The sequence below is a fragment of the Pseudodesulfovibrio nedwellii genome, assembly GCF_027923765.1.
In the GTDB taxonomy this organism is placed as follows: domain Bacteria; phylum Desulfobacterota; class Desulfovibrionia; order Desulfovibrionales; family Desulfovibrionaceae; genus Pseudodesulfovibrio; species Pseudodesulfovibrio nedwellii.
In genome coordinates this window covers 3,126,309-3,138,894 of the sequence record NZ_AP026709.1, presented here as the reverse complement: position 1 = coordinate 3,138,894, position 12,586 = coordinate 3,126,309, and the positions used below count along the sequence as shown (strand labels likewise).

Genomic DNA, 12,586 nt, shown 5'->3' with positions numbered 1-12,586 from the left:
GAGCTTTGCATACCGAGACGGAAACTGGTACAAGGTCCTGCCGTACTATAGAGTGCGGCATCTAAAAAAACGACACTCTTATCGAATATCACCCATCTCTCGGAGGAATATATGACTCATCGACGTTTTATTACCGCTTGTATCGCCCTGATGGCGACCCTACTCATGGCGCTCCCCGCCCTTGCCTCAGGAGCTAAAAGTTTCGCGGTCGTGCCGTTCACATACAACGGTCCACAAAAATACTCATATTTCCCCAAAGCACTCCAGGCGAGCCTGGAAAGTGACTTGGAATGGTTGGGACAAGTCGAACCGACCACCAAAGACACATCTTCACTGACAACGCCTTCCAACAAGGCGAACGCACTCAACGCACTCCGAGGACTTGAAATCGACCATCTCGTATTCGGTGATATTTCCATCCTCGGGAAAAAAGCCCACATCAAGATGGAAGTGGTAAGTGAAGACGGAAAAGCCTGGATGAAAAAAGGTGAGATGGGATTGGATGAAATCACTTCATGGCTGGACGACCAGAGCAAGGTTATTCAAGGCGATGTTTTTAACCGCCCGGGCTATGGAACCGCAGAAAAAGCAGCGAAAAAAGAAATCGATGCTGACAAACCTGCCTCTCCCATGTCTTCCGCGTTCATCCCCGCCGATGGCACATACAAACAAGACAATCTAAACCCTCAATTCCGCTATGAAGGCGGAGCTGAAACCGCCGGACGATGGAGAAGCCAGACCATGCGCTACTCCTCCTATGGAATGTACGTGGCTGACGGTGATGCCGACGGACAGAATGAAGTTTTCATTCTCCAAAAATCTGCCATCTCTGCCTACCGTTTCAAGGAAGGCAAATTACAACATTTATCCACCTTTGAATTGCCGTCCAACGTCATGAGTATTCGTATGGAAATAGCCGACTTGAACAAAGACGGCATGCCCGAATTCATCATTGGCGGCTACCAGTTTGAATCCCAATATGGTATTAAAGCCCCGAACGGGCAGCCTCGCTCAAGCGTTCTTTCCTTTGAGGGCGGCAAATTCAAATACATCGTTAAAAAATACAGCAAATTCCTGGGCATCCTGAGAATCCCGCCGACCTACATGCCTATTCTGGTCGCGCAGAAAAAGGGACAGCGCTATCTGTTCGACAAACACATTCGTGAAGCCTTTATCAAAGGCGATTCCATTTCACTGGGGCAAAGAATTCAAGCTCCGCCCTTTGGCACTGTCTACAACATGACCTATCTGCCTCAGGAACTCGGCTACAACTACGTCATCCTCAGCAACAAAAATAAGCTCGTGACCTTCAGTCAAACGATGGAACGACTCAACGAATCTGACGCAACATTCAACAGTTCAGGCGTGGTTGTTCCCACAGCCGACAAAATGCTCGGCATGGGCCCCGGCGTCACTGAAGAGCAAATCATGGCGTACAACATCCCCTTCAGGATGATCACAGCGCCGCTCACTTCCAAAAAATACGAACTGCTGGTCAACAAGGATCTGTCGGCTTCGGCTCAAGTCTTTTCCAGTTACCACTACTACACTCAAGGCGAAATTCACTCGCTGGCCTGGGATGGAGTTGGTATGAACCTCGCTTGGAAAACCCGTCGCATCAAAGGACAGGTTTCCGACATCGCCCTGGCTGATCTGAACAACGACGGTAACAAACAGTTGTGTGTTCTCATCAACACCTTTGCAGGTATAGGCTACGGCAACCGCAAATCAGTGGTTGTAGCCTACGACCTCAACCTTCAGTAGACAACGGCTTTGAGAGGGCCGTTCGAACCATAAGCATTTTCAAGGAGAGAGAGATGCGAAAAATCATGAGCCTGATGGCGGCCAGTATTACACTGGCCTGTCTGATGGGTGCTTCGGCCATGGCCGGGACCACCCTGACTTATGCGAACTTCCCGCCCGCCCCGACCTTCCCGTGTGTCCAAATGGAACATTGGAAGGCTGAAGTCGAGAAACGGACCAACGGCAACATCGCTGTCCAGACTTTCCCCGGTTCCACTTTGCTGGGCGCAAAAAACATGCTCAGAGGCGTACAGACCGGTCAGGCCGACATAGGCTGTATTTCTACAGCATACTATCCCGGAGTGTTTCCGCTCATCTCCGTGGTCAACCTGCCTGTGGCCTTCACCTCCACCGAGGTGGCCAGCCTTGTCATGTGGGACATGTTCCAAAAATATCAGCCGAAGGAATTCAAGGACGTCAAAGTCCTGACCATGTTTACCTCGGCCCCGTCTCACGTCATGAGCAAAGTCGCCGTCAAGCAGTTGTCAGACCTCAAAGGGCTTGAACTCCGTGCTTCCGGTTCCATTCTGAAAATCCTGAGCGGCCTGGGAGCTCAGGGTGTGGGCATGCCCATGTCCCAAACTCCTGAAGCTCTGCAAAAAGGTGTCGTAAAAGGACTTGTGTCCTCCTACGACGTGTTGAAAGATCTGAACTTTGCCGAGCAGTGCCGCTATGAAACCGTCACCAACCTGCCAGTTTATCCCTTCGCCATCATCATGAACAAGGCCCGGTGGGACGCCTTACCAGCCGAGACCAAGAAGGTCCTCGACGATCTGGGACGTGAACAGGCCGTGTGGACCGGAAAATACTTGGATGACTACACCAGTCAGGCTCTTGCCTGGGCCAAGGAAAAATATCAGGTGGAGGTCTTTGAATTGACTGACACCGAATACGTAGAAATCAAGAAACAGGGTGAACCGCTTATCACAGCCTGGAAGGCCGACGCAGTCGAGGCCGGACTTGATGCGGAAGCTATCTTGGCAGAAATGCTCGCCCTCAAGGCTAAATACGAAGCACAATAAAACGATAATCAAGCGCCTCCGTACTCATTGCGGGGGCGCTTTTTTTGAGAGCAACATGATCGATACTCTGGATTACATCAGCGGCTTCATTGCCAAAATACTTACAGCTCTGGCCGGAATATTTCTTGTGGCCATGATGCTTCTGGCCTGTGCCAACATGGTATTGCGAGCAGTTTGGGCACCATTGCAGGGCACCTTTGAACTCATGGGCTTCATGGGCGCGGTTGTAGCCGCTTTTTCACTGGCCTTTGCCCAGCGTAAAAAAGCCCACATAGCTGTGGGAATTCTGCTTGCCCGGTTCCCGGCAATCATCCGACGACTGACAGACGCAGCGACCAGCGCATGTTCCTGTGCCTTTTTCACTCTGGCCGGAATCGAAACATGGAAATGGGCCGATTTTCTCGTGCAGACCAACGAAGTCTCAGAGACGCTTCAAATCGTCTACCACCCATTCGTCTTTGCGGCCTCGGCAGGCTGTCTCGCCCTTGCATTCGTTCTGGCCGTTGACACACTCAAAACCCTGACCGCAGAGAAGGTGGCGTAATGGATCCGATCACAGCCGGAATCGTCGGCACCCTCATACTGCTCGCCTCTATCTTTTTTCTCCGTATTCCGGTGGGATTTGCCATGGGCATCATCGGATTCGGCGGATTCGCCTATGTCCTGAACTGGAACGCGGCCACCGGCATGCTCGGCACCGAACTCTGGAACGTCTTCTCCAAGTACGGCCTGACTGTTATCCCGCTCTTCATCCTCATGGGGCAAATCTGTTTTTATTCCGGGGTCAACGAACGTCTATACAAATCCGCTTACGCCTGGATGGGTGAAATCCGTGGCGGTATCGCCATGACCACTGTTCTGGCCTGTGCCGGATTTGCGGCCATCTGCGGATCCAACTCGGCCACCGCCGCCACCATGTCCACCGTGGCCTTGCCGGAGATGAAAAAATTCAAGTACAGCCCGATTCTTTCCACCGGCGTGGTTGCTGCCGGCGCGACACTCGGCGTAGTCATCCCGCCATCCGTCGTCCTGATTATCATCGGATTACAAACCAGCCAGTCCATTGCACAACTCTTTGTCGGTGGTATGGTTCCCGGCGTACTGTTGACCGTGCTCTTCCTCTCCACCATCTGGTATCTCTGCAAAAAGAACCCGGACTGGGGTCCGGCCGGACCGAAGACCACATTCGCGGAAAAACTCCGCTCCCTGCCCGGTTCCATTGAAATGGTCATACTCTTTTTCCTGGTCATGGGCGGTTTGTTTCTTGGGTTCTTCACGCCCACCGAGGCCGGTGCAGCCGGTGCGGGACTCGCACTGCTCATTGCTGTTCTTTCCGGAAAAATGAGCTGGAAAAAATTCCACTTGGCCGTAAACGACTCGCTCAAGATTTCCTGTATGATCATGGTCATCATGCTCGGCGCGGTCATCTTTGGCCGATTTCTAGCTATCACGCGCCTGCCCTTCGAGGCCGCAGGCTGGGTAGCTGGATTGCCTATCCCGCCCCTCGTCATCATCGGAGTCATCTGTCTGATCTACGTCATTGGCGGCATGGTCATGGATGCCCTTGCCCTACTTCTCGTAACCATCCCGATCTTCTTCCCTGTGGTTACGGCCATGGGTTACGACCCGCTCTGGTTCGGTGTTCTTATCACCGTTGTCACGACTCTTGGAGCCATCACCCCGCCCGTCGGTGTCAACACTTTCATTGTGGCGTCCATGGCAAAAGACGTACCCATGACCGACGTATTCAAAGGCGTATCCTATTTCGTTGCCGCTTATGTGTTATGTGTGGCGATTCTGATGCTCTTCCCCGGCCTCGTCACATTCTTGCCGAGACTGATGCAGTAAGAACGATGCCTCCGGCGGCTGGGGGAAGGGAAGAGGGCAACCCTTTGGAAAGGGCTTTCCCTCTTCCCTTCCCCCAGACCCCCATCCCATCTTCCTTCCTAAACTTTTTGTAGCGTCTTCGGCAAAAACAAATGGCAGCATAGGGTGTATTGTTTATCACTCGTTTTGTGGTCAAGGCAGTCTGTTGACTCTCCGTGCTTGCCAATGGGGTGAGTCAGTCGGTATGGTCATTAGATGGCTGCATCTTCTTGGAAAAAAATAGCGAAATGGTCGCTCATCATCACGCCGTGGTTCCTTGCGTTGGTACTGGCAGCGGGATGGGTATTGACTGTTTGGACTCCAAAATATCTGGAAGGAGTCATCCCTCGGTTGGCCCTCGACATGGGTGTGGAACTGACTGAATTTCGGATCAACCACGCAGGTCTTTTCTCAGCAGACATCGGCCCGATACAGATTGGTAAAAAAGCTGATGCGCTCAAGCTCTCCAATGTTCATGTAACCTACACACCGGCTTCACTTAAATTAAAGCGCATAAACACTGTGGTTCTTGATGGCGTCAGTTTGGCCTGTTCGTATGAAGACGGGAAATTGACTTTACCATTACTCGACCTTCTGCCGAAATCTAAAAACAATGACGAAGCAGGCAATGCCATTCCAGACACGCCATTTGATGAGCTCGTCATCCAAAATTCCATTTTACATTGCACCATTGACGGCAAACCGTTTTCCATTCCTTTTGACGCAGCCATCACACCGGACAAAGTTATCCAATTCAACATTCGACTTCGTCCACGCGATCAAATGATGGTCGTTAGCGGCAAACTTGGTCCCACGCTTGACGACCTGTTCTTTGCCGTAAACACCGACACATTTCGACTAGGACCGTTCAACGATTTTCTGCCAGTCCCCATCAACGGAGAAATGACCCTCGACATGAATGGTGCCATCAATCTGTCGCAGCCCGAAGCCATGACTGGCGAGTTCAAATTGTCCATAGGGAAAAGTGATCTTTCCAGTCTGGGAATCCAGTTGGTCGAGAATGCTGGCATTTTGATAAAAGGGAAACTGGAAGAACAGGAAGTATTCTTTTCCATGCCTCCAGTCTCTGTCGTTACTCCCTTCCCAATTACAGCGGAAATCCGATCAGGCAGGATTGCCAAAGAATCTCTTTTCGCCCAATTCTCGCTGGCCGGGGCCGGGGTGGAAATGGGTGGGCGACTTGAGGCTGACAAAATCGCTGATGACACAAACGGACTTTGGGACGTCGCATTCACGGCGGCCAATCCGAACAATCTGGTCGTCAACACCAGTGGTCGGGTTATCAATCTCGCCGGATTCATTTTCTCCATGCAGGGCACAGCAGGACCAAAGTCCGCAAATATGACACTCAATTGTGCAACAAACGGTGCTGGCCTTGGTGGTACGACTGTTCGTTCGGGCCGGATGCGGCTGACACTCCCGCTTGCATGGCCTGCCCCCAAACAGCATACGTCCGGCAAAATGAGCCTGTCCAATGTCCGCATGGATGATCGCACTCTGGGAAATATTTCAGCACGAATCCGGCAACAGGGAACCGATGTCGCTTACAACGGAACACTCTTTACAAAATTACTGCCTGACCTGCGTATTCCTTTTTCCGGAGTAGCGTCGATGATCAGCAACCGTGCTTCGCTGAATTTCGGTATCAAGAGATACACGTTGCCCAACGGATTTTCTCCAGAAACACTGGTACCGGCACTGAAAGACATCATTCTGGCAGGAGTGCTGGATGTGGATGGCGCAATCACAATAAACGATGACGGCCTGCACAGTCGACTGGGAGCCTTCTTTACCAACGGGCAAATGACCATGTCCGAAGGGGCAACTTCGATTTCCGGCATTCGTCTTTCCTTTGCCTCACCGGACCTGCTTTCCATGCGCAGTGCGCCTGCCCAAACACTTTCCTTTGACGAAGTTAAAGCCGGTGGCATTGTTATCCGCAACGGTGAAATCGCGTACCAGCTTGAACCCAAAGGCGTTGTTCTTGTGGAACAGGCCGGATTTGACTGGGCAGGGGGCCATGTTTCCAGTCGTGCATTCCGGGTCGTTCCGGGGTCCGAGGAATACGCGGTCACCATGTTCTGCTCCGAACTCAGGCTTTCGGAAATTCTGTCTCAACTCGGACTGGCCGAAGCACAAGGCGAAGCCGCCATGTCCGGCGAGTTGCCCATCATATGGAAAAGCGGGAAAATTTCGTTCAACAGCGGATTTTTGCACTCCACACCAGGGCAAGGTGGGGTTATCAGAGTGCAAGCCATGGAAGATTTGGTGGCCGCCATCCCTGAGGGCACCCCCCAACGCGGCCAGATCGAACTGGCACAGGCTGCCGTGCGTGATTTCGAGTACAAATGGGTGCGCATCAAAGCCGACACCGTGGGCGAAGACCTATTGGTACGCCTCTCTGTAGACGGCAAGCCTGCTGGGACTCTGCCCTTCGTATACAAACGCGAATTCGGCGGGTTTATGCGCGTCACAGGCGATGTCAAAGGATCAAATTTTCAAGGGCTGCGCCTCGATGTAAATTTCAGCGTACCCTTGGACCGCATTTTGCTTTATAAAGACATAGTGAACATGATCGAATAGGGAGACAAAGCAATGAAAATGACATTAATCACACTGGCGACATGTGGATTACTCCTGACCGCATGGGGATGCTCCACAAGCCATAAGGTCGAAGTGGCCCCCGTGGAAGTCAAACCCATCCACATCACCATTGACGTCAACGTCAAGGTAGACAAGGAACTGGATGATTTCTTCTCTGACATCGACGATGCACCAGTAGCAGCACCGGAGGCACCCAATGCGCAATAAAACACAACTCATAATTATCATGGCCCTCATCGCCTGCCTCGCAGGTGGCTCGGCTTTTGCCGGAGGAATCAAGGACCGTATCAAAGCCCGCAGGCCTGCTGTAATGGCCCTGCTGGGTGACGGAACCGTGGGCGAAAACAATCAGGGTTTCCTTGAATTCAAGGGAGCGAAAAAACAAACTGACGTGGTTGCCGCCGAAAACAAAGACCGGTCCACAGTCTATCAGGCCATTGCCAAGAAAGCAGGCACGACTCCTCAGTTGGTCGGCCAACGACGCGCTGCCAAGATTGCCCAGTCGGCCCGCCCCGGCACATGGCTTCAAAACCCAAGCGGCAGTTGGTATAAAAAATAACCCCTCACCTCAATCAATTTGGCGGCGTTATGACATCTCGACATAACGCCGCCTTCTCTTTACTCTCATCACATGCCTAAAGCACAATTCATTACCGTTTCCGATGCCGAGTCAGGCCAAAAGCTGCTCCAACTCCTTGAACGACGACTGACTGGAGATGTTCCGCGTTCAGCTATTCAGAAATGGATACGCAAAGGACAGGTGCGCGTGGACAAAGGGCGCAAAAAACCCTTTGACCGCATCACTGCAGGGCAGATCGTCCGAATCCCGCCGTACACTCCCGGCGAATCCAAAGCCACTGTCTCAGCCGGCAACCTTGTTACGGCCTACGAAGACGACGATTACATGGCCATTGCCAAACCAGCAGGACTGGCAGCTCACGGCGGAGACAAGATCACCGACTCGGTCACAGCTCGACTCCGCTCCATCCATTCGGACGCAGAGTTCATGCCGACACTGGCGCATCGGCTGGACCGAGACACTTCCGGCCTTTTGCTCGCAGCGAAGAGCTATGAGGCTCTGCGCACACTCAATGACCTGTTTGCATCAGGCGATGTCGGCAAACTCTACCTTGCATGGGTGGAAGGCGAATGGAAGGAACGAGAGACAATACTCCTTGAAGACCGTATGGGAAAAAAAGGAGTGCCGGGGCAGGAAAAAGTCCGCACAGGCAAAGGTAAAACCGCCCTCGCCAAAGTGACAGGTCTGGTTTCCGGACGTCGGCAAAGCCTCGTGGCGGTACGATTAATCACTGGACGCACCCATCAAATTCGGGTGCAGTTGGCATCACGTAAACACCCGGTCTGTGGAGATCATAAATACGGAAAATCCAGAGACCGCACAGCCATGCGCCTGCATTGTTACGCCATGCAAATCATGGAAAAAACCATCACTCTTGAACCGCTTTGGTCCGGCAAATGGGAAGTGCCGTCCGATGCGCTCCGGGAGGCTTTATCTCTTTTGTACGATGATTAACCGTCAGATCTACTTGACTATCATGTGGATATTTTCATCCGCACTTTTGTCAAAGTCTGCCAGCATATCGAACCGGTCTACCATGACTTCATCGAGTGTTGTCCAATCGGAACACATCGACTCATCCGTGGTGGGTGTCTGTAACTTGACTGCTGACACCACATCCATGTCCAACGTTGTGACATAGGTCCGAACCAACTTACAGTAATGGCTCTGGAAGATGGTTTTGGGAGGATAACTCTTGATGCTGTTAGCAGGAGCATCAAGGGTGAAACCGATCAGATCCTCGAACTCAACACGGGGCATTTTTGAAACAAGAATGGCCGATTCATCTTTTGCTCTAAACAAATAGCCTCGGAAATCCGTCCCCTTGAACGAACGCTTCACAAAAGAATCATATGTATATTCACTGCCTATTTCCACGATCACGGACTGACCGGTTTCAGCGACCGTAAAGATCACTCGGTTGTCATTCCGTGCTTCACCTACCGGACTCTTGGTCGCACAACCGACAGCCAGAGTTAGGAGGAGCAAGGGGAACACTATCTTGATAAATTTCATGGTCGTCTCCTTATTTCCAGCCGATCACTTCGTACCCTTTCTCTCGCAGGCACTTGTCGACAAAATTCTTGTGGATGGAAGCCGGGTCACCCGACTTGGCAGCCTCATACACGGTGGAACCTGCGGCAGCAGCTCCGGCCGAAGCGCCAGCCGTCCGCAACACGTCATTCCCCATAATCGCGCCAAAAACGGCTCCGGCTGCGGCGGCTACGCCTGCAGAAGTTGCCACGTTCTTTGCGGACTCACCAGAATCCCGAGCCGTTGCGCCTGCGGCCTCGGCCTTCATGATACAGTCATCAATATCAGCCTGCGCTACCTGCATTCCCACAGAATCCAGGTGATCATTGGGGTACAACACTGGTCGTTTTGGACCACAGCCCGCAGCAAAGAGCAACAGGGAAGCCATCACTAGCAACAACAAAAATTGCACTTGTCTCATCTCGCAACCTCCAAAAAATAATCAATGAGATCATACCGTATACATCGCTCGGGTCAATGGCTAAAGTGCTATTGTACGACCAAAGGTTGCACAACCTTGCAGGCTCATATGAAAATCGGTATATAGACAAAGTCTAGAAACCAAGAGTCACTCTGAGTAAGGAGTTTTCCATGCACCGTTTTCTCCCCATATTTCTGCTGCTCGCTACGCTAGCGTTCGGCGCAATGGCTTCCGGCTGTGCCGTTTATGACGTGGCAGTAGAAGAGCGTAACGCAGGCGACTGGGCCGACGACAAAACAATTTCCTTTGTCATTGAAAAGGACTTTCTGGCCGATGACCAAGTCAAATATCTCGACTTTGACGCATACAGCTACGAAGGTCACGTCTACATTATCGGTGAATACGAAAATCGGGCTCAGGTCGATCAAGCCGTCAAAATTGCCAAGGCCGTCAAAGGTGTCCGTACTGTCACAACGTACGTTCTGCCCAAACGAGCTCATGACTACTGCGGCACAACAGACAGTCTGGATATATATGCCAAACTCAAAGAGAAGCTGATCAGCGACAAGAACATCTGGTCCACCAACATCGAATTTGAAGTGGTCCAATGCAATGTCGTCATGGTCGGCCTACTCGGCAGCAGTAACGAAATCTCGAGAGCCATCAGCCATGCGAAGAGCGTTCCCGGCGTTCGCAACGTCAAATCGTTCCTCAAGGTCAAGAGGTAGACAATCATGGGCGACGCGATGAAAACACACTCCATGGCTCGCCCTTTTCTCCTGCTCTTGGCAGTTTGCCTTCTCGCCGTGACCACGCTCTCAGGTTGCGGAACCAAATCCCCTACGCCCGTATCACCCGATTCAGTCGTCCACAGTCAACCAGCCTCACCCAAGGCTGCTTCCATCATCCGCACGGCACTGGTATTAGTAGGGTATCCATATAAATGGGGCGGGCACATGCCAGAGACTGGATTCGACTGTTCCGGGTTAATCTGGTTCGTGTACCGACAAAACGGCATCAACCTACCCCGCGTGTCATGGCAGCAGTTCGGCACAGGGACTTCGATCAAACGGAACGACATCCGCCCAGGCGATCTTGTTTTCTATGATGTGAAAAAAACGGGAAAATCCCTGCATGTCGGCATTGTTACGGACCGCGCCACCTTTGTGCATGCTCCCAGCTCCGGCAAACAGGTTATGGAATCAAGTCTGAACTCCCCGTACTGGGCACAGCACTATTTGGGAGCACGCCGCGTTCTCTAATCCTCGTCGGTCTTTTCTTTCGACGTACGCTTCTTGCCGGGGACAATATTCCGAATTGTCCGAGCGGTCTTCTCAACCGATCTGCCGGCCGAACGAATAAAGTTCTTGGCCTTATCTGCTGCTGCGTCAACCTTTTCCACGGCAGGAGCAAACTCGCGCGTAACTCTTTGCGTAGATTGCTCGACCTTATGGATTGACCGCTTCACACCATTAGCGGCCTTATCCACCACTTTCTCGGCGCTGCGGGCAACAGACTTGGCTCCGTCTCCGACCGACCGGGCAGAACCTTTGACACCATCACCCACGGCCTTCGCAGATCCCTTCACGCCTTGTTTCACGGCTCTGGCCGACCCCTTCACACCACGTCCGACAGACTTCGCGGAGTTGGAAACGCCACGCCCCACGGATTTGGCTCCCGACCCGACGGCCCCGGCTGTACCCGTCACAGACGCGCCCATGGTCATGACTACTTTTTTCGCGCCTTTCTTCACGGCACCAGTCGACCCCTTAATCAAAAGCTTGGTCACCTGAGTCACGGTTTCACTGCTGATGGACATAAACATTTTGGCGGCCTCAAGGGTCGCAGACCGACGCATAAGGCCTTTCGAGTCCAAATCCAAACTCATGTAATTCCGAGCAACGATACCGCACCGCATAGCAAGAAGAGCATTAGTGGAACCACTCAAAATCGATGTAGTCACAGTCCCGGCAATAGCCTCGGCACCGGGCATGGCCCCCACTGCTGAACTGGCAATCATCGGCCCCATCAATTCATGGATATATTCTTCGATGCCAAACTCTTCGATGCTCCCGGCCAAAAAGGATGTCGCCGCGATATTAGCGTAGAGATTGATAAGTTCTCGACAATGCGGACGCTGGTTGTATAACTTGGATATCCGCCATGCCAAACGCGAAATGAGGAACAGAACCACCAGAGAATCAAGTCGCCCGTTTTGAGAGACAGCAGTACCGATAAATACACGCTTAGCCGTACTTCGAATCTCCTGATCTGCCCGATCACGCAGCACGGCAAGTCCTGTTTCCAAATCAGATTCGTCAGCCACACGAATATCCGCATCTTTCAGGATACGATTCTTTCCGAGTCGTTTCACAAGAGCCTGACGAAACCGGACCATTTCTTCGGGCGAAGGTTCGGCATGGACCATCATGGGCCTTGGTCGCAACAATGCTGTCGCCACCAACCAACCAAACGCAACCGCCACGACGAGCAGCAGCCCCCAGAAAACCCACGGAGTTGCGGCCACGTTAATCCGCCCGGCAAAATCGGACAGCCCAACAATACAATCATATATGAAGGCGAAAAACGCCCCTATGACAATGACTCCAATAAGGGTCAGAAAATTCTTCATCTGTTTGGACATGCGTTCCTCCACGAACAAGATAAGGCCATGCTTTCAAATGGCAAAGCAAGAACTTATTCGATCCATTTCAAATCCCCGTAAGCGAAACACGC

13 protein-coding genes are annotated in these 12,586 nt (G+C 52.2%); 10 read left to right on the top strand and 3 right to left on the bottom strand.

The window, feature by feature from the left end; translation table 11 throughout:
- Positions 1-111 precede the first annotated feature (111 nt).
- The 8 genes from SYK_RS14665 to SYK_RS14630 all read left to right on the top strand — a co-directional run bounded on the left by SYK_RS14665 (position 112) and on the right by SYK_RS14630 (position 8,850).
- Positions 112-1,764, top strand: coding sequence for an FG-GAP repeat domain-containing protein (locus tag SYK_RS14665; protein ID WP_281761019.1), 1,653 nt, complete (start codon positions 112-114; stop codon positions 1,762-1,764).
- A gap of 53 nt (positions 1,765-1,817) precedes the next feature.
- A complete protein-coding gene (locus SYK_RS14660) occupies positions 1,818-2,825 on the top strand; it encodes a TRAP transporter substrate-binding protein (RefSeq protein ID WP_281761018.1) in 1,008 nt (335 codons plus the stop codon).
- A 55-nt stretch (positions 2,826-2,880) separates the two neighbouring features.
- Positions 2,881-3,369: a TRAP transporter small permease gene (locus SYK_RS14655; RefSeq protein ID WP_281761017.1), complete on the top strand. Its 489-nt coding sequence runs from the start codon at positions 2,881-2,883 to the stop codon at positions 3,367-3,369.
- Entirely contained in the window at positions 3,369-4,673 is a 1,305-nt protein-coding gene (locus SYK_RS14650) for a TRAP transporter large permease (RefSeq protein ID WP_281761016.1), read from the top strand. The genes SYK_RS14655 and SYK_RS14650 overlap by 1 nt, the downstream gene beginning before the upstream one ends.
- A 234-nt stretch (positions 4,674-4,907) precedes the next feature.
- Positions 4,908-7,295, top strand: coding sequence for an intermembrane phospholipid transport protein YdbH family protein (locus SYK_RS14645; protein WP_281761015.1), 2,388 nt, complete (start codon positions 4,908-4,910; stop codon positions 7,293-7,295).
- A gap of 12 nt (positions 7,296-7,307) precedes the next feature.
- Positions 7,308-7,523 (top strand): hypothetical protein, encoded by a 216-nt coding sequence (locus SYK_RS14640; protein ID WP_281761014.1) that lies wholly within the window; start codon positions 7,308-7,310, stop codon positions 7,521-7,523.
- Entirely contained in the window at positions 7,513-7,875 is a 363-nt protein-coding gene (locus SYK_RS14635) for a YdbL family probable chaperone protein (protein ID WP_281761013.1), read from the top strand. Before SYK_RS14640 ends, SYK_RS14635 begins: the two co-directional genes overlap by 11 nt.
- 72 nt (positions 7,876-7,947) lie before the next feature.
- Entirely contained in the window at positions 7,948-8,850 is a 903-nt protein-coding gene (locus SYK_RS14630; RefSeq protein ID WP_281761012.1) for an RluA family pseudouridine synthase, read from the top strand.
- 9 nt (positions 8,851-8,859) lie between these two features.
- On the opposite strand, the gene SYK_RS14625 is transcribed toward SYK_RS14630, so the two are convergent.
- Complete coding sequence (locus tag SYK_RS14625; RefSeq protein ID WP_281761011.1) at positions 8,860-9,411, bottom strand: hypothetical protein; 552 nt, start codon at positions 9,409-9,411, stop codon at positions 8,860-8,862.
- Positions 9,412-9,421: 10 nt separating this feature from the next.
- Complete coding sequence (locus tag SYK_RS14620; protein WP_281761010.1) at positions 9,422-9,850, bottom strand: hypothetical protein; 429 nt, start codon at positions 9,848-9,850, stop codon at positions 9,422-9,424.
- Between the two features lie 170 nt (positions 9,851-10,020).
- On the opposite strand from SYK_RS14620, the gene SYK_RS14615 reads away from it, so the two are divergent.
- Together SYK_RS14615 and SYK_RS14610 are read left to right on the top strand one after the other, a co-directional pair.
- Positions 10,021-10,578, top strand: coding sequence for a BON domain-containing protein (locus SYK_RS14615; RefSeq protein ID WP_281761009.1), 558 nt, complete (start codon positions 10,021-10,023; stop codon positions 10,576-10,578).
- Between the two features lie 6 nt (positions 10,579-10,584).
- A complete protein-coding gene (locus SYK_RS14610; protein WP_281761008.1) occupies positions 10,585-11,112 on the top strand; it encodes a C40 family peptidase in 528 nt (175 codons plus the stop codon).
- Here the strand turns inward: SYK_RS14610 and SYK_RS14605 are convergent.
- Positions 11,109-12,494 carry a DUF697 domain-containing protein gene (locus SYK_RS14605; RefSeq protein ID WP_281761007.1) on the bottom strand — a complete coding sequence of 462 codons (1,386 nt, stop codon included), beginning with the start codon at positions 12,492-12,494 and terminating at the stop codon, positions 11,109-11,111. The genes SYK_RS14610 and SYK_RS14605 overlap by 4 nt on opposite strands.
- Between the last annotated feature and the right edge of the window lie 92 nt (positions 12,495-12,586).

Coding starts and splice junctions, on each gene's coding strand:
- SYK_RS14660 (WP_281761018.1), top strand. CDS start 1,818: ATGCGAAAAATCATGAGCCTGATGGCGGCCAGTATTACACTGGCCTGT.
- SYK_RS14665 (WP_281761019.1), top strand. CDS start 112: ATGACTCATCGACGTTTTATTACCGCTTGTATCGCCCTGATGGCGACC.
- SYK_RS14630 (WP_281761012.1), top strand. CDS start 7,948: ATGCCTAAAGCACAATTCATTACCGTTTCCGATGCCGAGTCAGGCCAA.
- SYK_RS14605 (WP_281761007.1), bottom strand. CDS start 12,494: ATGTCCAAACAGATGAAGAATTTTCTGACCCTTATTGGAGTCATTGTC.
- SYK_RS14625 (WP_281761011.1), bottom strand. CDS start 9,411: ATGAAATTTATCAAGATAGTGTTCCCCTTGCTCCTCCTAACTCTGGCT.
- SYK_RS14650 (WP_281761016.1), top strand. CDS start 3,369: ATGGATCCGATCACAGCCGGAATCGTCGGCACCCTCATACTGCTCGCC.
- SYK_RS14640 (WP_281761014.1), top strand. CDS start 7,308: ATGAAAATGACATTAATCACACTGGCGACATGTGGATTACTCCTGACC.
- SYK_RS14645 (WP_281761015.1), top strand. CDS start 4,908: ATGGCTGCATCTTCTTGGAAAAAAATAGCGAAATGGTCGCTCATCATC.
- SYK_RS14620 (WP_281761010.1), bottom strand. CDS start 9,850: ATGAGACAAGTGCAATTTTTGTTGTTGCTAGTGATGGCTTCCCTGTTG.
- SYK_RS14655 (WP_281761017.1), top strand. CDS start 2,881: ATGATCGATACTCTGGATTACATCAGCGGCTTCATTGCCAAAATACTT.
- SYK_RS14610 (WP_281761008.1), top strand. CDS start 10,585: ATGGGCGACGCGATGAAAACACACTCCATGGCTCGCCCTTTTCTCCTG.
- SYK_RS14615 (WP_281761009.1), top strand. CDS start 10,021: ATGCACCGTTTTCTCCCCATATTTCTGCTGCTCGCTACGCTAGCGTTC.
- SYK_RS14635 (WP_281761013.1), top strand. CDS start 7,513: ATGCGCAATAAAACACAACTCATAATTATCATGGCCCTCATCGCCTGC.